The 17,874-nt window shown below is 67.0% G+C and carries 18 protein-coding genes; 5 read left to right on the forward strand and 13 right to left on the reverse strand.

Annotated features, from left to right (window positions below; all coding sequences use genetic code 11):
* Positions 1-180, reverse strand: a 180-nt coding sequence (locus ABZ004_RS15390) for a hypothetical protein (RefSeq protein ID WP_355680486.1), incomplete at its 3' end; no start/stop codon positions are given.
* A gap of 586 nt (positions 181-766) precedes the next feature.
* On the opposite strand from ABZ004_RS15390, the gene ABZ004_RS15395 reads away from it, so the two are divergent.
* Complete coding sequence (locus tag ABZ004_RS15395; RefSeq protein WP_355680487.1) at positions 767-1,933, forward strand: hypothetical protein; 1,167 nt, start codon at positions 767-769, stop codon at positions 1,931-1,933.
* Between the two features lie 831 nt (positions 1,934-2,764).
* Complete coding sequence (locus tag ABZ004_RS15400) at positions 2,765-3,139, forward strand: hypothetical protein (protein ID WP_355680488.1); 375 nt, start codon at positions 2,765-2,767, stop codon at positions 3,137-3,139.
* 79 nt (positions 3,140-3,218) lie between these two features.
* On the opposite strand, the gene ABZ004_RS15405 is transcribed toward ABZ004_RS15400, so the two are convergent.
* Positions 3,219-3,587 (reverse strand): YciI family protein, encoded by a 369-nt coding sequence (locus ABZ004_RS15405; RefSeq protein ID WP_355680489.1) that lies wholly within the window; start codon positions 3,585-3,587, stop codon positions 3,219-3,221.
* Positions 3,588-3,784: 197 nt separating this feature from the next.
* Between ABZ004_RS15405 and ABZ004_RS15410 the strand changes: the two genes are divergently transcribed.
* On the forward strand, positions 3,785-5,275 hold the full coding sequence (locus ABZ004_RS15410) for an NAD(P)/FAD-dependent oxidoreductase (RefSeq protein ID WP_355680490.1): 1,491 nt from the start codon (positions 3,785-3,787) through the stop codon (positions 5,273-5,275).
* Here the strand turns inward: ABZ004_RS15410 and ABZ004_RS15415 are convergent.
* A complete protein-coding gene (locus ABZ004_RS15415) occupies positions 5,211-6,371 on the reverse strand; it encodes a citrate/2-methylcitrate synthase (protein ID WP_355680491.1) in 1,161 nt (386 codons plus the stop codon). The two genes, ABZ004_RS15410 and ABZ004_RS15415, sit on opposite strands and share 65 nt — an antisense overlap.
* A 62-nt stretch (positions 6,372-6,433) precedes the next feature.
* On the opposite strand from ABZ004_RS15415, the gene ABZ004_RS15420 reads away from it, so the two are divergent.
* Positions 6,434-7,591 carry a citrate/2-methylcitrate synthase gene (locus tag ABZ004_RS15420; RefSeq protein WP_355680492.1) on the forward strand — a complete coding sequence of 386 codons (1,158 nt, stop codon included), beginning with the start codon at positions 6,434-6,436 and terminating at the stop codon, positions 7,589-7,591.
* Here the strand turns inward: ABZ004_RS15420 and ABZ004_RS15425 are convergent.
* The 5 genes from ABZ004_RS15425 to ABZ004_RS15445 all read right to left on the reverse strand — a co-directional run bounded on the left by ABZ004_RS15425 (position 7,584) and on the right by ABZ004_RS15445 (position 13,569).
* The gene (locus tag ABZ004_RS15425; protein WP_355680493.1) at positions 7,584-8,447 is read right to left on the reverse strand and encodes a MurR/RpiR family transcriptional regulator; all 864 of its coding nucleotides are present in this window, start codon (positions 8,445-8,447) and stop codon (positions 7,584-7,586) included. The two genes, ABZ004_RS15420 and ABZ004_RS15425, sit on opposite strands and share 8 nt — an antisense overlap.
* A 110-nt stretch (positions 8,448-8,557) precedes the next feature.
* Positions 8,558-9,544: a tetratricopeptide repeat protein gene (locus ABZ004_RS15430; protein ID WP_355680494.1), complete on the reverse strand. Its 987-nt coding sequence runs from the start codon at positions 9,542-9,544 to the stop codon at positions 8,558-8,560.
* 4 nt (positions 9,545-9,548) lie between these two features.
* Positions 9,549-11,384, reverse strand: a complete 1,836-nt coding sequence (locus ABZ004_RS15435; protein ID WP_355680495.1) for an NAD-binding protein — start codon at positions 11,382-11,384, stop codon at positions 9,549-9,551.
* Complete coding sequence (locus ABZ004_RS15440; protein ID WP_355680496.1) at positions 11,305-12,978, reverse strand: methylmalonyl-CoA mutase family protein; 1,674 nt, start codon at positions 12,976-12,978, stop codon at positions 11,305-11,307. Before ABZ004_RS15440 ends, ABZ004_RS15435 begins: the two co-directional genes overlap by 80 nt.
* An 84-nt stretch (positions 12,979-13,062) precedes the next feature.
* Entirely contained in the window at positions 13,063-13,569 is a 507-nt protein-coding gene (locus ABZ004_RS15445) for a MarR family transcriptional regulator (protein ID WP_355680497.1), read from the reverse strand.
* Positions 13,570-13,638: 69 nt separating this feature from the next.
* Here ABZ004_RS15445 and ABZ004_RS15450 point away from each other — a divergent pair, with 69 nt between their 5' ends.
* On the forward strand, positions 13,639-14,385 hold the full coding sequence (locus tag ABZ004_RS15450) for a maleylpyruvate isomerase family mycothiol-dependent enzyme (protein WP_355680498.1): 747 nt from the start codon (positions 13,639-13,641) through the stop codon (positions 14,383-14,385).
* Here ABZ004_RS15450 and ABZ004_RS15455 read toward each other — a convergent pair.
* The 5 genes from ABZ004_RS15455 to meaB form a co-directional block, all read right to left on the reverse strand.
* On the reverse strand, positions 14,382-14,954 hold the full coding sequence (locus ABZ004_RS15455) for a dienelactone hydrolase family protein (RefSeq protein ID WP_355680499.1): 573 nt from the start codon (positions 14,952-14,954) through the stop codon (positions 14,382-14,384). The two genes, ABZ004_RS15450 and ABZ004_RS15455, sit on opposite strands and share 4 nt — an antisense overlap.
* Before the next feature lie 150 nt (positions 14,955-15,104).
* Entirely contained in the window at positions 15,105-15,833 is a 729-nt protein-coding gene (locus ABZ004_RS15460) for a PH domain-containing protein (RefSeq protein WP_355680500.1), read from the reverse strand.
* A 121-nt stretch (positions 15,834-15,954) separates the two neighbouring features.
* Positions 15,955-16,113 (reverse strand): hypothetical protein, encoded by a 159-nt coding sequence (locus ABZ004_RS15465; protein WP_166678885.1) that lies wholly within the window; start codon positions 16,111-16,113, stop codon positions 15,955-15,957.
* 283 nt (positions 16,114-16,396) lie between these two features.
* A complete protein-coding gene (locus ABZ004_RS15470; RefSeq protein ID WP_355680501.1) occupies positions 16,397-16,894 on the reverse strand; it encodes a GNAT family N-acetyltransferase in 498 nt (165 codons plus the stop codon).
* 5 nt (positions 16,895-16,899) lie between these two features.
* Positions 16,900-17,856 carry a methylmalonyl Co-A mutase-associated GTPase MeaB gene (gene meaB / locus ABZ004_RS15475; protein ID WP_355680502.1) on the reverse strand — a complete coding sequence of 319 codons (957 nt, stop codon included), beginning with the start codon at positions 17,854-17,856 and terminating at the stop codon, positions 16,900-16,902.
* Positions 17,857-17,874: the final 18 nt, after the last annotated feature.

Genomic DNA, 17,874 nt, shown 5'->3' on the forward strand with positions numbered 1-17,874 from the left:
ACCCGCCACCGCCGAGGCCACCCCGGCGCACTCCAATACCGCCACCCCGCCGCCCACCACCCCGGCACACCTCGAAACCCCCACAACCACCCCGCCGCCCACCACCCCGGCGCACGACACCCCCAGAACCGCCACCCGCGTACCCGCCACCTCTGCCGCGACCGCACCGCCATCGGCCACCGGCGCCACTCCCTCGCAGCCGCACTCGTCGACCACCGATGGACGCCCCACCTGGCCACAGCCCCAACAACAGCCACGACCTACCATCCCCGCACCCCAGCCCGGAACCGGCTCAGTGTTCTGGGCTCTGATGCCTGTCCTGTCGTTCGGCCTCTTGACCCCCGTCCCATTCCTGCATGCCGCCGGCAAACTCAAAGACAAAGCATCCTGGGCAACCGCGATCATCTACACCCTCACCTGGCTAGGCCTAGGACTCGCCACAGCAAACAGCCCAGCCGGACGCCCCCTTCTAGTCGGCCTGATGCTGATCGCCACCATCCACGCCTTCACCCTCCGCCCCCGAGTCTTCGCCCCCACACCCCACTCCAACCACCCCACAAACCTCGCGCCACCCCCCGCACCCCACGCCCGCCCATCGGCTGACCCAACCGCGGCCCACCCAGCAACTCCACCCACCGCGCCCCGCCCAGTAGCTCCACCCACCGGGGCCCACCCCCAAGGTTCATCCGCCGCGAGCCACTCCGCACCTCAATCAACCTTCAGCCAGACCGCATCTCAACCGACTGCCGTGCCGCACTTTCGCGTGGTGGCATTGGGGATCGCCGGTTCCGGCAAGACCGTCTACCTGTCGAGCATGTTCCACACAGTGAACGTCCCAAGGCCCGACCGCGCCTACTTCCTCGAAACGAACGCCTCGCACCGCATCTACCTCAGCAAGGTGTTCGACGAGCTGAGCGACACCACCGAGCCCTGGCCGCGCGGTACCCGAACAGGCGAATCACGCGAACTCGACTTCGACTGTGTCTCCTTCAACGAAGGCGTCAAGCACCGAGTCTTCAAGATCAGCTACCTCGACTACGCAGGTGAGCTACTGGAGTCCGAGCAGGAAGCAGGTTCGACAGCACTCGACGACCTGGAAGCCCGGATCAAGAACGCGCACGGACTCCTCGGCATGCTCGACGGCTACCGCGTACTGCAGTACCTCCGCAACGAACCCGCCGGCCGCCGATACTTCCGAAGCTCGATCCAGCCGATGACCGGCATCATGGCCGGCGCGACCTGCCCGATCCACTTCGTCCTCACCAAGTGGGATCTCGTCCGCGGCTTCGGCGAACCAGCGGACGCCGACGAGAACACCCGACTCACCCTGGTCCGCGAAGCCCTCCTGCGGACATCCCATCTCAAAGCCCTGGTCGACACCCACAGCTTCGCGAACCGGGTCATCCGCCTGATCCCAGTCAGCGCTGTCGGCCCGGACTTCGCCCAGCTCGACCAGAACGGCCACGTCCTGAAACTCCCCGACGGCGAAGTGAACCCGACCAACGTCGAAGTCCCCCTCACCGCCATCCTCCCCGACCTCTTCCACCAAACAGAAGCTTCTCTGGACGCCTCCACCCGCAAGCAGTTGGCGATCGCGGCGCAGTCCCGCCAAGGCGCCATCACCGGCGGTTCGCCCTTCTCAATGGGAAACTTCCTGAAGCTGCCCACCGGCGTCGCCCTCCGGAACAAACTCCAGGAGGCAACCGGCCAGGCGTCGGGCCAAGAGGTCGTAGGCATGTTCCTCGACTGGATGGCAGGCGCCTCCGCCGCCGAAGCCCGAGCCACCGCCCGAACCCGCCAAGAAAACCGCCGCCAGGCCCAGTCACTCGAGGCCGCCCGCTCCCGCGTCCTCACCGAGTTCAGCACTGAACTACTCCACCTGGAAGCCCGCCTCCCCGCCTCCCGCCTCAGCGAAAGGCACCCCCATGCCTAACCCCGGCGCTTCCACCCCACCCCACCACGCACCCGCATCCTGCATGCCGTACGCGATCGCACCGTTCATCTCCCGTCGGCTGGCGAGGCGGCTCATCAGCTGGAGGCCGCAGTGAACGGGTGGGCGTTCCTGATCGCCCGCGGGCGTCGGGAAGGCTACCGTTCACTCCTCGTCCCCGATTTCCTTGCCCAGAGCAATGAGATCGGAGTGCTGAGTCAAACCGCCGGCGACGCCCCGACCGACGGAACGCCCCGAATCTCCACAGCCGTCTACCACGCAGGCAAACTCACCCTCGCCTACAGAACCCAACGTCTAACCACCGCGGACCTCCAAGCAAACCCGCGCCGGGCGGACGACAGCCCTCCGGTCGACCAGTTCGGGCGCCCGCTGGAGCTGTTGTACGGATTCGTCTGTAGAGACGCTGAAATCAACCAAATCGACGAAGTAGACCTCGACATCGCCCGCACAGAAGCGCTGCACACCTACCGGCGATTCCTGGCCGCTGAGTCGGACTTCATCCCAGAAACCTCAACCCCTTTCCTCCTCACCTCGATCACCGTTCCCTCCACGCCCGGAACAACCGCAGCCGCCGAGCCGGCAGTCCGCCACCTACTCGCGCCGCCAGAGCACGCCCGAACATCCGAAAAGGCCGCAGAAGGTTGGTCAACCCCAGCAAGTGGCTCCACCGCGGCAGGTAACTCGACCCGAGCAAGTGGTTCAACCGCCGCACGCGGGTTGCTTCGGGGGTCGACCCAGGGCGATCAGCGGATTGGTTCGGAGGGTGGGGATGTCTGGGCTGTGGTGCCGCGGAGGAGGTCGCGGTGGTCGGTGATGTTGGCGGCTGTTGTCGCGGTGGTTTCGGTGGCGATCTGGATCGCGGTGTCAGGTGGGGATTCCGGCGAGGTGACGAAGGTGGAGTTCAGCAAGCTGACGACCACCATCGTCAACTGCACGAAGCCGCTCATCATCGAGGCGACCGTGCAGACCGACGACGATGCGACCGTCAGGTATCGCTGGAAGGCACAGGACGGCACCGAGTCGAAGGCGACCGAACTCAAGTTCTCAAAGGGCGCCGAGCAACAAGTCAGCACGAAGGTGGACCTCCAAGGTCTGCCCGGCGAGGAGATCCCACTGACTCAGACCCTCATCATCGACAAGCCGAATCCCGTCACGGCTTCCCACGACTACACCCTGACCTGTCGATAGCGACGGCGGCGCTGTCCTCGGCTTCACGACGATCCGAGGACAGCAGCCGGCGTGCAGGCGATCAGGCCGGTGCAGTCGATCAGGCCGGCGGGCCGGAACCCTCGGAGGTGTCCATCACCGGACGGACCTCGACGTTGCTCGACGGGCAGAGCTTCGCCAGGGCGAGCGCCTGGTCGAGGTCCTTCGCGTCGATGATGTAGAAGCCGCCCAGTGCCTCTTTGGTCTCGAGGAACGGTCCGTCGGTGACCAACGGGTTGCCGTCGCCCTGCCGGACGGTGCTCGCGGTGGACGACTTCTCCAGCGCGCTGCCACCGAGAATGCTGGCGCCGGCCGCCTCGACCGCCTCGGCGAAGGCGTTGTGCAGCTTCATCGCCTCCTGCCACCCCTCCGGGGTGACGTTGTCGTAGAACTCTTCGGTGTCGAACAGCAGGAACACGTACTGCGCCATCTCTGGCTCCCTTGTCTGGGGTTTGTACTGGATATCTTGCTGACGAACGACCGTCAGCGGAATCGACAGAGCCGACCGGGAATTTCTCGATCATCACCCCACGTGAGATAGCGGACACCGACAGCTCCACCCTCTCCGACTGATCTACGGTTGACCAGGAACTCAACAGGAACTCAACCGGCCCTCGGGAGGAACTGATGGAGCACCTCGACGTCCTGATCGTCGGCGCCGGCCTCTCCGGGATCGGCGCCGCCTACCGCCTGCAGACCCAGGCACCGAACCGCTCGTACGCCGTCCTCGAGGGCCGCGAGAACCTCGGCGGCACCTGGGACCTGTTCCGCTACCCCGGCATCCGCTCGGACTCGGACATGTTCACGCTCGGCTTCCCGTTCCACCCGTGGACCGCGGCGAAGGCGATCGCCGACGGCCCGTCGATCCTGGAGTACCTGCACGAGACGGCGGCGGCCTACGGGATCGACAAGAACATCCGGTTCGGGCGCCACGTAGTACGGGCTTCGTGGACTTCGACCGATGCGCTGTGGACTGTCGAGACCAATGAGGAGTCGTACACCTGTTCGTTCCTCTACGTCTGCACCGGCTACTACAACTACGACGCCGGCTACCAGGTCGCCTTCCCGGGACTCGACGACTTCCAAGGGCAGGTCGTCCACCCGCAGCACTGGCCGCAGGACCTCGACTACACGGGCAAGCGAGTCGTAGTGATCGGCAGCGGCGCCACTGCGGTCACGCTGGTCCCGGCGATGGCTCCGCTAGCCAAGCACGTCACGATGTTACAGCGCACGCCCAGCTACGTAGCATCGCGCCCGGCCCACGACGCCTTCTCCGACAAGCTCCGCGAGGTACTACCGGAGAAGCTCGCGCACAGACTGATCAGGACGAAGAACGTCGCGCTCAGCTCAGCCACGTACGCCGTACTCCGGAAGTGGCCCGCTCATGCAGCTTGGCTGCTCAACAGCACAGCTGCCAAGCAACTCCCAGCACACATCCCGGCAGACCCGCACTTCGTACCGCCGTACAAGCCGTGGGACCAGCGCCTCTGCCTGGTCCCTGACGCGGACCTGTTCGAAGCACTCCGCGCCGGTACGGCGTCAGTCGTCACCGACCAGATCGATACCTTCACCAAGACCGGGATCCGGCTCCGCACCGGCGACGAACTCGAAGCCGACCTGATCGTCACCGCGACCGGCCTGCAGATGGTTGCCCTGGGCAAGATCCAGCTGACCGTCGACGGCGAGCCGGTCAACCCGCACGACACCTTCGTCTACAAGGGCATGATGCTCAGCGGCGTACCGAACCTGGCCTGGTGCATCGGCTACACCAACAACTCCTGGACGCTGCGCTCCGACCTGACCTCGCAGTACGTGTGCCGGCTGCTGAACCATCTGGACAGCACCGGTACCAGCATCTGTGTCCCGGAGATCGACCCGGCCGAGTACGACGCCCCGCCGCGTCCAGTGGTCGACCTGTCCTCGGGCTACATCCGCCGTGCAGCGAACATCCTTCCCCGCCAGGGCTCCTACGGTCCCTGGAGACTCCGACAGAACTATCCCCGCGACTACCTCTCCCTCCGCTACAGCACCCTAGAAGACGGCTCCATGCACTTCAGACCTCAGCAGGAACCGGTACGGGCGGGGGCTCACCGACGTAGCGGGCAGACGGACGGATGATCTTCGAAGTACCGGCCTGTTCGAGGATGTTGGCGCTCCAGCCGATCACTCGGCTCACAGCGAAGGTCGGTGTGAACATCTCGCGCGGTAGACCGCACAGGGACATCACTACTCCGGCATAGAACTCGACGTTCGCGTAGAGGTTGCGGCCAGGCTTGAGCTCAGCCAGTACTTCGACGATGCGCCGCTCGACCGTGGTCGCGAAGTCCACCAGGTCACCACCGAGCTCGACAGCGATGTCGCGCAGCATCAGCGATCGCGGGTCCTCGGTGCGATAGACCGCATGCCCGAAGCCCATGATCCGGTCCCCGGAACTCACCTTCGCCCGGACCCACTCGTCGATCCGGTCCGGCGTACCGATCTCGTCCAGACTCGCCAGCGCGCGATCAGGCGCGCCACCGTGCAGCGGTCCGGAGAAGGCGCCGATCGCGCCGGCGACGGCCGCGACGACATCGGCACCGGTCGAGGCGATCACCCGCGCGGTGAAGGTCGACGCGTTGAAGCCGTGGTCGATCGTCGAGATCAGGTAATGCTCGATCGCCCGCACCTTCGCGTCGTCCGGCACCTCGCCCGTCACCAGGTACAGCCAATGAGCCGCTGCGCCCAGGTCTGTTCGAGGCTCCATCGGCTCCAGGCCGGAACGCAGCCGGTACAAGGCAGCAAGGATCGTCGGCGTCACAGCACAGACGAGCATCGCGTCAGCCTTGCGCTGTGCCGCATCGACGTCCCACAACGGCCGTAGCCCACGCGCCGCGGCCAGCAGAGACAGCGCAGTACGGAGCCCGGCCAGTGGATTGAACGACGACCCGGCGGCCGCAACAGCAGGAAGAACAGCCCGTACTTCGGGCGGCAGCTCGCGCAAGGAGGCGAGCTCCGCGACGAACGTGGCCCGTTCGGCCGGGTCGGGCAGCCGGCCCTCGAACAACAGGAACCAGACATCCTCGACGCTCTTCGAGCGAGCCAGCTCGATCGCGGAGTACTGCCGGTAGTGGTAGAAGCCTTCGTCACCGCGGACATCGCCGAGCCGGGTCTCGGTCACGACGACGTTGCGCAGTCCCGCGGGTACTTCGATCGGTCCTTCGATGGTGGATGTCATATGTATAGCTTGATTCACGATCAACTATTGTCAATGTTGATCCGATCAACATAGGAGCGGTAGTGAATCAACAGAGTGACGATAATTACCTGACGACAGCAGAGGTCGCCCGTCGCCTGAACGTCCAGCCGGCGACGATCTACGCCTACGTCAGTCGCGGTCAGCTCACCAGCGTTCGCGCTCGCGGCAAGCGAGGCAGCCTGTTCGCCAAGGAGGAGGTAGAGCGCCTAGCCGGCCGCAAGGTGGAACACCCGGGCGTGGTCGAGCGGATCGAGACAGAACTCACTCTGTTGCAGAACGACGAGCTGTACTACCGCGGTCGCCCAGTCCGCGAGTTGGCGACGACCAGCACCGTCGAGCAGGTCGCCCACCTGCTGTGGACGGGCGAATTGGCCAAGCAGGAGCCGTTCCCCGCTCCTGCCGACCAGGTGGAGTTGGCCCGCAGCGCGATCCAGGTAGCACCACCTACGGCGCGGATGACGGATCAGCTCCGGATAGCCGTCGCAGTTCTGGGCGCCGGCGATGCGCTCAGATTCAGCCTCGCGCCGGAGTCGGTGATATCGGCTGCGCGCCGCCTCATCGGAGTGCTGGTCGACTCGCTCCCCGGCGAGACCGCACAGGGCTCATTGGGCACCAGACTGTGGCCCAAGCTGAGCAACGAACCTCCTCAACCGGCAGTACTCGACGCTGCGTTGATCCTGCTCGCCGACCACGGACTCGCCGTCTCCACACTCGCCGCACGGGTAGCAGCGAGCGCACGCTCCAACCTGTACTCCGTAGTGTCGGCCGGCCTCGGCGCGCTCGACGGCCATTACCACGGGGCTGCGACCACGCTGGCCTACAAGTTCCTCGACCGAGCACTCCACGATCCCGTCGGTGCCCTGTCGGATCAGCTGCGATCGGGCGAGCCCTTACCCGGATTCGGTCACCGGATCTACCAACAGCGCGATCCGCGCGCCGAGGTGCTGTTCGAGCTACTGCCCGACAGCCCTGTTTTGCAGAGCGTCCAGGCGATCGTCAAGGAAGTCCCTGGATTCCCCAACAGCGACCTGGCGCTAGCCGCGATGATGCACGCCTACGGACTCCGGCCCGACACCGGTGAAGCACTGTTCGCGATCGCGCGGATCATCGGCTGGACCGCCCACGCCCTGGAGGAGTACGCCGAACCAGGCCTGCGTTTCCGGGCCGCCGGCATCTACACCGGACCGCCGATCACTTGACGCGATGCCCGGCAACCGCCTCGGCAGTGATGTCGAAGGCCTGTTCTGCTAGGGAGAAGTCGCGTTGGGCTACGCCGATGTAGAGGGCGTCGAGGACGACCATTTGTGCATGGCGGCCGGCTAGGCCGCCGCTGCGGAACGTGACGTCGCGGGCAGCTGTTACCAACACCAGGTCAGCCTGACGAGCCACAGGAGATCTCGGGTAGTTGGTGATGGCAACAGTTCGCGCGCCTTGCGACCGGGCCCGCGCTAGAGGCTCCAGTACTTCGACGGTCTCGCCGCTGTGCGAAAGGCCGATCGCTACATCACCAGCGCCGAGCAAGGCCGCGCTCGTGAGTGCGTTGTGCACGTCACTCCAGCAGTTTGCACTGCGCCCGATCCGGTGCAGTCGCAACCGCATGTCCTCGGCAACTGTGGCCGAACCGCCCACGGCGTACAGGTCGATCTGTCGGGCGTCGGAGATCGCCCGGACTGCCTGGCCGAGTGCACGGACGTCCAGTTCGGCGACTGTGTCTTCAAGTGCTCGGGTGTCGGCCAGTAGCAACGTGCGGAGTACGTCGTCCAGGCTGTCTTCTGCAGCGACCTCTCCCCCGGTGCCAAGCTCCCAACTGGCACTGGATCGGCCGCTTTCGGCCGCCAGCGCTAGCCGGAGTTCGGCATAGCCGCCGAGTCCCAGAGCCAGGCAGAAACGGGTGACGCTCGGCAGCGAGGTGCCGCAGCGAGCGGCCAGTTCACCGATGGTTGACGAGGCTGCAGCGGCAGGATCACGCAGTACCTCGTCGGCGACCTGACGTTGCGCCGGACTCAAGGCCGGCAACAACCCGTGAATCCGGGCCTGCAGTGATTCCCCAGTCATCATGTGAATGATTCTCAAAACCACCGAGCCCGCCTGTCAACAGTTCACACCCCTGGAAACAGCACAGCAAAGCGGGTGCCCCCAAGAAGGGGGCACCCGCTTTGGGCTGGTCAGAAAAGGGCGGCCATCAGGCGACGGCGCGCCTTGACTACTCGTTCGTCGTCCGCGCCTACGACCTCGAAGAGTTCCAGGAGGTGCTTGCGGACCTCGTCGCGGTCGTCGCCGGCGGTGAGCTGGATGGTGGTGATGAGGCGGGCGAAGGCGTCCTCGACGTGGCCGCCCATCAGGTCGACGTCGGCGACCAGCTGCTGCGCCTCGATGTCCGTCGGGTTCTCGGCCGCGCGGGTACGCACCTCGGCCGGTACGTCGCGGGTCCGCTTCACCAGCTGCACCCGGGAGAGCCCCGCCTTGGCCTCGGCGTCGTTCGGGGTCTCCTTGAGCAGCAGCTCGTACGCCGCGATCGCGCCATCGAGATCGCCCGCGGCGACCGCGTTGTCGGCTGCCTCGTAGCGCGGATCCGGTTCCGGCTCCGCGGCGTCAGCGTCAGCCGGCTCGGCCGGACCCACCGGGTCGGTGCGCCCCGTGATCCCGTTGGCAACAGCGACGGTGAGCAGCTGGTCGACGTACTGGCGTGCTTCGGGTTCGCCGACGGCGCCCTGGAACAGCGGGACCACCTGCCCCCGCAGTACGGCGATCACCAGGGGCACCGTCTGCACGCCGACCGCCTGGGCGAGCTGCGGGTTGGCGTCGATGTCGATCCGGGTCAGCAGGAACTTGCCGGCGTACTCGGTGGAGAGCCGGGCCAGGATCGGGCTGAGCGCGAGCGACGCCTCGGAGCGCGGCGACCAGAACTCGACGATCACCGGGACCTGGATCGACCGCTCGATCACGTCGGCCTGGAAGGTCGGCTCGGTCACGTTCAGCACGTACGCGCCACCGGCCGGCGCACCACCAGCGGCGCCACCACCGGCGGGGGCTCCAGGCGCACCCGGACGGGGTGCGGCGGGCTTGCGCAGGGACGACAGGTCGATCGCCCCGGGACGGGTGAAGTTCGGCTGGCTCACCGATGGCCTCCGGTCGGCAGTCGGTCGGTACATACGGTCATGGTCCTATCCTCCCCGACGCACCGGAACGGTGTGGAGCGCGGGTGGCCAGCAACAACCGCGCGAGCCCACTGCGGGTCCCCGCGACAGCCAGCCGGGTGCCCGGCTTGAGGGCCCGCCCGAACGCCGGTTGCCAGTCCCAGCCGTCCTGGTCCTGCCGCGCCAGCACCCGCAACCCACCCGTCTCGTCCAGCTCGCCGAGCCGCCGGCCGACCGCGACCGAGTCCTGCTCGACGGTGACCTCGGTGATCAGCAGCACGCGGCGGCCGGCCGGAACGGTCGCCTGGGTACGCCGGTTGGCCACCGCCGCGGCGATGGCCGGAGCCACCAGCATCGACACCGACCGGCTGTGCCCGAGCCCCAACTGTCGTTCGACCCGCTGGGCCAGGTCGTGATCGAACATCCGCATCGTGATCCGGGCATCGGGATTCAGCTGCCGCACCACCATGGCCGACTCGAGGTTGGTGATGTCGCCATTAGTGATCGCGAGCACCGACTGCGCCCGCTCCACGCCGGCTGACCGCAACGTCTCTTCGTTGCTGCTGTCCCCGATCACCACCGGGATCCGCAATCGATGGGCAGTCTGTACGCCGGGCGCGTCGTCGTTGTGCTCCACGCCCACCACCGCGACACCCCGCTCGGCCAGAATCTCCAGCACGCGCGCACCGACCGTCCCCAACCCGCAGACGATCACGTGATTGCGAGGCCGTCCGCGCACACCACCGATCACCCGCGATAAGCGCGCGCCGATCAACGAGTCGACGATCACAGCGGTCAGCAGCGCCATCAGCACAATGCCGGTCAGCTGAACCACGACCGCAGCCACCTTCGCCCACGGCTTGGCGTCCGAGAAGGTGTTGTCCTCGATCCCGGCCGACGTCACCGCCCCCGCGGCCAGGTACAGCGCGCGAAGCCATTCGACATGGGCGATCCAGTGCGTCAGCGCCGTACCGGTCAGGATCAGCCCAGCCATCACAGCCGCGATGATCCGGACCCGGCGGTCCAGCAGATCGCGGGTCGCCATCAGCCAGCCGGCCCGCCGGACGTCCCTGGTCCGCCACATGTTGCGCAGCCCGGTTCCGACCACGATGTCACCGGCCGGGTCCGAACTCTCCGACGGCAGCAGCTCGGGCGTCGCTGACGAGGTGGTGTCGGCGAGCACGGTCAGATGCGGCCCCTTGATCAACTCGGCCGGCCCGGCGACCAGTCGCCGGCCGCCGACCTCGAACCAGGTCAGCTCGTCGTCCTCCAGCGCGTCGGCGACGAACGCCGGTGCCGCCAGCGAAGGCCCGGAGATGACCACGCAGTCGCCGAGCAGGTTGTGCAACTGGCCACCGAGTCGCGGGTTGACCATCTGGATCACGATCTTGAGCTCGGGATCCATGTCCCGCGCGGTCAACGCGGTATGGACGTTGTGCACGTCGTCGGCGTCGAGCAACACCAGGGCGCGCGCCGCCGACGGTTTCCCCGCTGCGGAATCGATGCCAGCGCGCCGGAGTACGGACTCGCTGACGACCCGCACGCCCATCACCTGCGCGCCGAGCTCACCGATCCGCTCGAAGTGCCGGGACGCCGGGTTGACCACCGCGATGACGTGCTCGCCGGAGCTGACCAGTTCGGTGACGACCCGCAGCATCGTCCGGTCGGACCCGCAGACCACGATGCTGCGGCCGTCCGTCGCCGGCGCAGCGCCGGCGCGGCTCTGGGTGCGGGTCCGTCGCCGGCCCGGGGTGGCGGGTTCTGCCTCGTCGGTCTCAGAAGCGGGCGGGTTCTCGGTACTCGCCCCATTCGATCCGAAGAACGTGACAGATCTCCCCCATCGTGGCCTCGGCACGCGCAGCCTCCAGCATCGGCTCGATCAGACTGCCGGTCCCTCGGGATGCCTCGACCAGCGCCGACAGCGTACGACGGACCAGGTCCTCGTCGCGCTGTGTCTTGCGTGCCGCCAGCACCCGGCACTGCTCGATCTCGACCTCGTGGCTGACCCGCAGGATCTCCAGTTCGCCCGACACCGTATCTGTCTGGGTGTTCACCCCGACGATCTTCTTCTCGCCCTTCTCGAGCTTCTGCTGGTACTCGAAGGCGGCGTCGGCGATCTCGGCCATGAACCAGCCGTCCTCGATCCCGCGCAGGATGCCGCCGGTCATCGTGCCGTCCGGGCTCATCTCCTTGATCCGGGCAAAGATCTCCTCGGCCTCGGCCTCGATCTTGTCGGTCAGCGCCTCGACGTACCAGGAACCGCCGAGCGGGTCGGCGACGTTGGTGACGCCGATCTCCTCCATCAGCACCGACTGGGTCCGCAGCGCGATCTCGGCCGACTGGTCGGTCGGCAGCGCGAGCGTCTCGTCGAGCGCGTTGGTGTGCAGCGAGTTGGTGCCGCCGAGCACCGCGGCGAGCGCCTCGACCGCAGTACGGACGACGTTGAGCGTCGGCTGCTGGGCGGTCAGCGAGACGCCGGCGGTCTGGGTGTGGAACCGCAGCCACTGCGCCTTGTCGGTCTTGGCGCCGTACACGTCGCGCATCCAGCGGGCCCAGATCCGCCGGCTGGCGCGGAACTTGGCGATCTCCTCGAAGAAGTCCAGGTGGCTGTCGAAGAAGAACGACAGACCGGGCGCGAAGGTGTCGATGTCGAGCCCCCGGCTGAGCCCGAGCTCGACGTACCCGAAGCCGTCCGCGAGCGTGTAGGCCAGCTCCTGCGCGGCCGTCGACCCTGCCTCGCGGATGTGGTAGCCGGACACCGACAGCGGCTTGTACGCCGGGATGTTGGCGGCGCAGTACTCCATCAGGTCACCGATGAGCCGCAGATGCGGTTCCGGCGGGAACAGCCATTCCTTCTGGGCGATGTACTCCTTGAAGATGTCCGTCTGCAAGGTGCCGTTGAGCTTGGTGATGTCGGCGCCCTGACGCTCGGCGGCGACCAGGTACATCACGAAGGCCGGTACCGCGGGGCCGGAGATCGTCATCGACGTGGTGACGTCCTGCAGCGGAATGTCCTTGAACAGCCGGTCCATGTCGGCCGCGGAGTCGATCGCGACGCCGCAGTGACCAACCTCGCCGAGCGCCTTCGGGTCGTCGGAGTCGCGGCCCATCAGCGTCGGCATGTCGAACGCGACCGAGAGACCGCCGCCGCCGGAGTTGAGGATCATCTTGTACCGCGCGTTGGTGTCCTCGGCGTTGCCGAAGCCGGCGAACTGGCGGATCGTCCAGGTGCGGCCGCGATACCCGGTGGGGTAGAGCCCACGGGTGAACGGGAACTCGCCCGGCCAGCCGATCCGCTCCATCCGGGGGTCGTCGTACCCCTCCGGCGGGCCGTAGACCGGCTCGACCTCGGTCCCCGACAAGGTGGTGAAATCGGCTTCACGGCGGCGCGAGGCGTCGTACCGCTGCTGCCACCGGCGCTGTCCGGCAGAGATCTGCTCGGCGTCCATCACGTCCTCCTCGGAGTTGGTCTCACCCCAAAGTACTTGGACGTCCTACTAAATACCACTTCGCGCATAGGTCTTGCACAAGTTTCAGTCGGCGAAGTCGCCCGCGGTCTGGCGCAACGGAAGCAGCACGGACCAGAGCATCTTGAGCTGGGCGTCGGTGAGGCCGCGGAGCGCGAAGTCGGCAGCGACCAGGTCGGCGGTGGCGCGTTCGACCAACTCGCGACCCTCCGGGGTGATCTCACAGAGGATCGCCCGGCCGTCGTCGGGATGCGGCGTCCGGGTGACCAGTCCCGCCGACTCCAGCCGGCGGACGATCGAGGTGACCGAGGTCGGATGCACCTGCAGCCGCTCGCCCATCTTGCCCAGCGGCAGCGAGCCGCGCCGGGAGAAGGTCAGCAGCACCAGCGCCTCGAACCGGGCGAACGTCAGGCCGTGCTTCTTGAGGATCTCGTCGAGTTCGCCGATCACGATCTGCTGGGCCCGCATCAAGGACGTGACCGCGCGCATCTGCTCGACGGCGCCCCAGCGGCGGCCCCATTGCCGGGACGCCTCGTCGATCGGGTCGAACGGCAACGGTTTCTTCCTCGCCATGCCGCAACGTTAACCGCTCCGCGCCCTGGGCGAGCGCAAACTGTCGGCGGTTGATGACATCCTTCCTCCATGTCACTGCCGCCCGAACGCGCCGCCTTCTACCTGACCCACCTGCGGTCCGACTCCGCCCGCCTCGCCGAGGTGGGCCGGATGGGCCTGCCTGCCGAGGTTCCGAGCTGCCCAGGCTGGACGGTCGAGTCCGTACTACGGCATGTCGCGCAGGTCTATCTGCACAAGCTCAAGGTGCTCGAGCTCGCCGCCCTTCCCGACCCGTGGCCGCCGAACCTCGACGAACGCGACGCCCTCGAGCTGTACGACGAGACGCGCGCGGCGATCGTCGTCGCGTTGACCGAGGCGGGCACCGAGTTGCCGACCTGGACGTTCTCGCCGTCGGACAAGACCTCCGGCTTCTGGTACCGCCGGATGGCACTCGAGACCGTCATGCACCGCATCGACGCGGAGCTGGCCCACAAGGTGGTGACGCCGGTCGACCGCGACCTGGCCCTCGACGGGATCGACGAGATCCTCACGGTGATGCTCGGCGGTCCCTGGTGGGAGGAAGGCGACACCAAGCACCCGGTGAACGCGACGATCCGGATCACTTCGGCCGGCCGCTCCTGGACGTGCCGGGTCGATGCGACGAGTGCTGTCGTCACACCCGGCTCCGAAGGTGATGTCGACGCCGAGCTGTTCGGCGACCCGGACGACATCTTCCTGTGGCTGTGGGGCCGCCGCGACCTGAGCATGGAACAGTCCTCCGGGAACGACACCGCCGTACAGGAGTTCCGCGCCCGGATCGCGGAGTGCAGCACCTAGATCTTCTCGAGGAAAGCCAGGGTTCGCTCGAGCAGGAGTTCGGTGGCCTTCGGGTCGTAGGACGGGAGGGTGCTGTCGGCGAAGTAGTGCTGGTCGCCGGGGTAGGTGAAGAGTTCGGCGTCGTCGGTGTCGGCGACCAGGGCCCGGGCTGCGTCGATGTCGCCCTCGTCGACGAAGAACGGGTCGGCGTCGGCGCCGTGGATCTGCACCGGCACCCCCTTCGGCCAGGAGCCGAACTCGGAGGCCGGCACGCAGGAGTAATAGAGCAACGCGCCCTTCGCACCCGGCCGGGTCTGGGCGAGCTTCTGTGCGGAGACGACGCCGAGCGAGAACCCGGCGTACACGAGCTCGGCCGGAAGTTTCTCGGCCTCGCGGGTGCCGCGCTCCCTGATCTCGCCGAAGCCGACCTGCTGGGCGTACCCGACGCCGGCCTCGATGGTCTCGAAGGTGCGCCCGTCGAACAGGTCGGGGGTGTGCACGGTGTGTCCCGCCGCCCGTAGCTGGTCGGCGAAAACGGTGATGCCATCCGTCAGCCCCAGCGCGTGGTGGAACAACAGAACCTCAGCCATGTCGGTGCCCTTCTCAGGTGATCGCTCGAATGATCCATGAGATTAGTACGTTCGACAGCTTCGGTTCAATAGCTGCCCGGAGAAAAGCGAATCGCCCCGGCGCCGGAGCGCGGGGCGATTCGTCGTACCGGAAGTTCGTCGTACCGGAAGTCAGTCGCGGTCGGGGTCGTCGGTCCAGTTGCCGCGTTCGGAGTTGAAGATCGACTTGGAGGCGTTGCCGGCCGTCCGGGTGTGGTGATGGGCCGGGGCGGGCGCGGTCTTCGTCGTGGTGGTGATGACCTCCTGGGCGGAGTCCATCCCGATCGGACCGGTACCGTCGTCGTCGGAATCGTCGTCGTCGCCCTGGACCACATCGACACTGGCCGAGGCCCGCAGACCGGTGCGCTGGATGACCCGCTGGATGGTCAGGTCCCGGTCGTCGGGACGGCTGACGAACTTGATCTCCCGGAAGCCCTGGTCCTGCGCGGCCGACTCGAAGACGAAGTGGCCGTAGCCGAACATCCGCCCGATGATCGGTTTCTGCAGGGTGATGTCGAGGATTCGCGCGATCGGGGTGGTCGCGACGGTCTGCGAGAAGACGCCGCGGATCCGCATCACCCGCATGTTCGTCACCACGAACCGGTCCCGGTGCTCGGTCAGGAACCGCCAGAACGAGTGCGAGAGCAGCACCAGGACGAGCACCAGCAGCACCCCGGCACCCTTCAGCGGCAGCCACAGCATCGTGATCAGCAGCGCGGTCGCCAGCACCACCTCGAGCATCGGCACCGCGAACACCACCCAGTGGTGCCGCACCTCGTCGATGACGACCTCGCCCTCGTCCGAGATCAGATGGCGCCTGACCTTCGGATCGAAGACCCTGAAGAGGCCTATTCCGGCCATCCGCTCACTCCCCTGTCCACCCCGCTGTCGGCCGTTCGGCCATCGGCATCCGCCGTCATGGACCCGTCACAGCCAAGTGTCCCGCACGAAGGCTCGCAACGGGACACTTGAAAGCGAAGGATCAGTTGAACAGCGCGGAGAGGAAGACGATCACGCTCCCGAAGGCATCGCCAACGGCGGAGAACGCACCTCCCACGGCATCTGCGGCACCTCTGGGCTGTGTGAACAGATAGAACGCCGCAAAGGCGATGACCAGCCAGATCAGCAGCTTCTTCGGCATGTCACCACTCCTCGTTCGCAACCAACTCGGTCGACTGTGTTGTATCACGGATAGTCACCAAATGTCACTGACTGAACACAGCCCACCGCACAATGCTCACCAGCTACAAGACCCATTCTGTAACGGATCCGGGGGCATGGCACCCACCGGCGCGCCGCTTGAGACGAACAGCAGCCCGTACGCCGGGAATCGTTGCCCGCCTGCCCGCTTTCGGATGTGACACAGAGTCGCCAAGTGTTCCACTGCAACTCCCCGCCGTACGACGAAAAGCGATGCCAAAGTCCTACGGCAGATGCACGAAGCCCAGGTAATCCGCCCCCGCCGGTCCTGGACGTGAGGTTCCGTCCCGGGTCCAGCCGTGTCGTTCGTAGAACCGGATGGCGCGCGAGTTCCGTTCCCAGACATCCACCTCGCCCACAGCGCCGGCCTGGCGTGCGGTGGAGACGAAGCAAGCCATCAGGGCGCTACCGACACCGATCGACCACCGGCCCGGCTCGACGAAGATCCCGACGAGTCGGACGCGTGTCTCGTCCGGTGCATTGGTCGGATACCCGCCGTTGGCATCGAGCGTGATCACACCGACGATGTCGTCGCCCACGAAAGCGACCAGGACGTCGAGTTGAGCATCCGTCACCATCGTGCGCCATGTTTCCCGGTACCTCTCGTCAGGAACCGCTGCCACCTCATGCCCGCCGGCACCGTAGTACACAGCCCGCGACCGGGCATGCAGCTCCGCCAGCGCATCGCCTTCGCCGGGCACCGCGTCCCGAATGCGGATCATCTGCGCTACAGGGCAGCCAGGAGTTCGTCGGCCGCGGCGTACGGGTCGGTGTCGCCGTTCACGACCTTGGTCGCCAGGACGTCGAGGCGGGCGTCGCCGTGGAGGTGGGCGAAGCGGTTGCGGAGGGCGGTCATGGCGATGGCTTCGATCTCGTCGCGGGCCCGGGCGCGGCGGCGTTCGGTCAGGACGCCGTTCGCGTCCATCCAGGCCAGCCGGTCCTCGATCGCGGCGACCACCTCGTCGACCCCTTCGTTGCGGGAGGCAACGGTCTTCAGGATCGGCGGCACCCAGGCACCCTCCGAACGTTCGGCCAGCGCGAGCATCGAGCGCAGATCCCGGGTGAGGTTCTGCACGCCGTCGCGATCAGCCTTGTTCACCACGTAGATGTCGCCGACCTCCAGGATGCCCGCCTTGGCCGCCTGGATCCCGTCGCCCATCCCCGGTGCGAGCAGGATCAGCGTCGTATCGGCCATCCCGGCGATCTCCACCTCGGACTGCCCGACCCCGACCGTCTCCACCAGCACCACGTCGAACCCGGCCGCGTCCAGCACCCGCAACGCCTGTGGGGTCGTCCAGGCCAGCCCGCCGAGGTGCCCGCGCGAAGCCATCGAACGGATGAACACCCCGGCGTCGGTCGCGTGGTCCTGCATCCGCACCCGGTCCCCCAGCAGCGCGCCCCCGGAGAACGGCGACGACGGGTCGACCGCCAGTACGCCGACCCGCTTGCCAGTCGCCCGGTACGCCGAAACGAGCGCCGAGGTGGAGGTGGATTTCCCGACCCCGGGCGAACCCGTGATGCCGATGATGTGCGCGTTCCCCGCATGCGGAGCCAGCGCCGCCATCACCTCGCGGAGCAGCGGCGACTCGTCCTCGACCAGCGAGATCAGCCGGGCGACCGAGCGCGATTCACCTGCCCGGGCGCGTTCGACGAGTTCGGCGACCGGGGCTGTCCGACGAGGCATCAGGTCAGTGTGTCAGCT

The sequence above is a fragment of the Kribbella sp. NPDC006257 genome (assembly GCF_040613535.1).
Taxonomy (GTDB): domain Bacteria; phylum Actinomycetota; class Actinomycetes; order Propionibacteriales; family Kribbellaceae; genus Kribbella.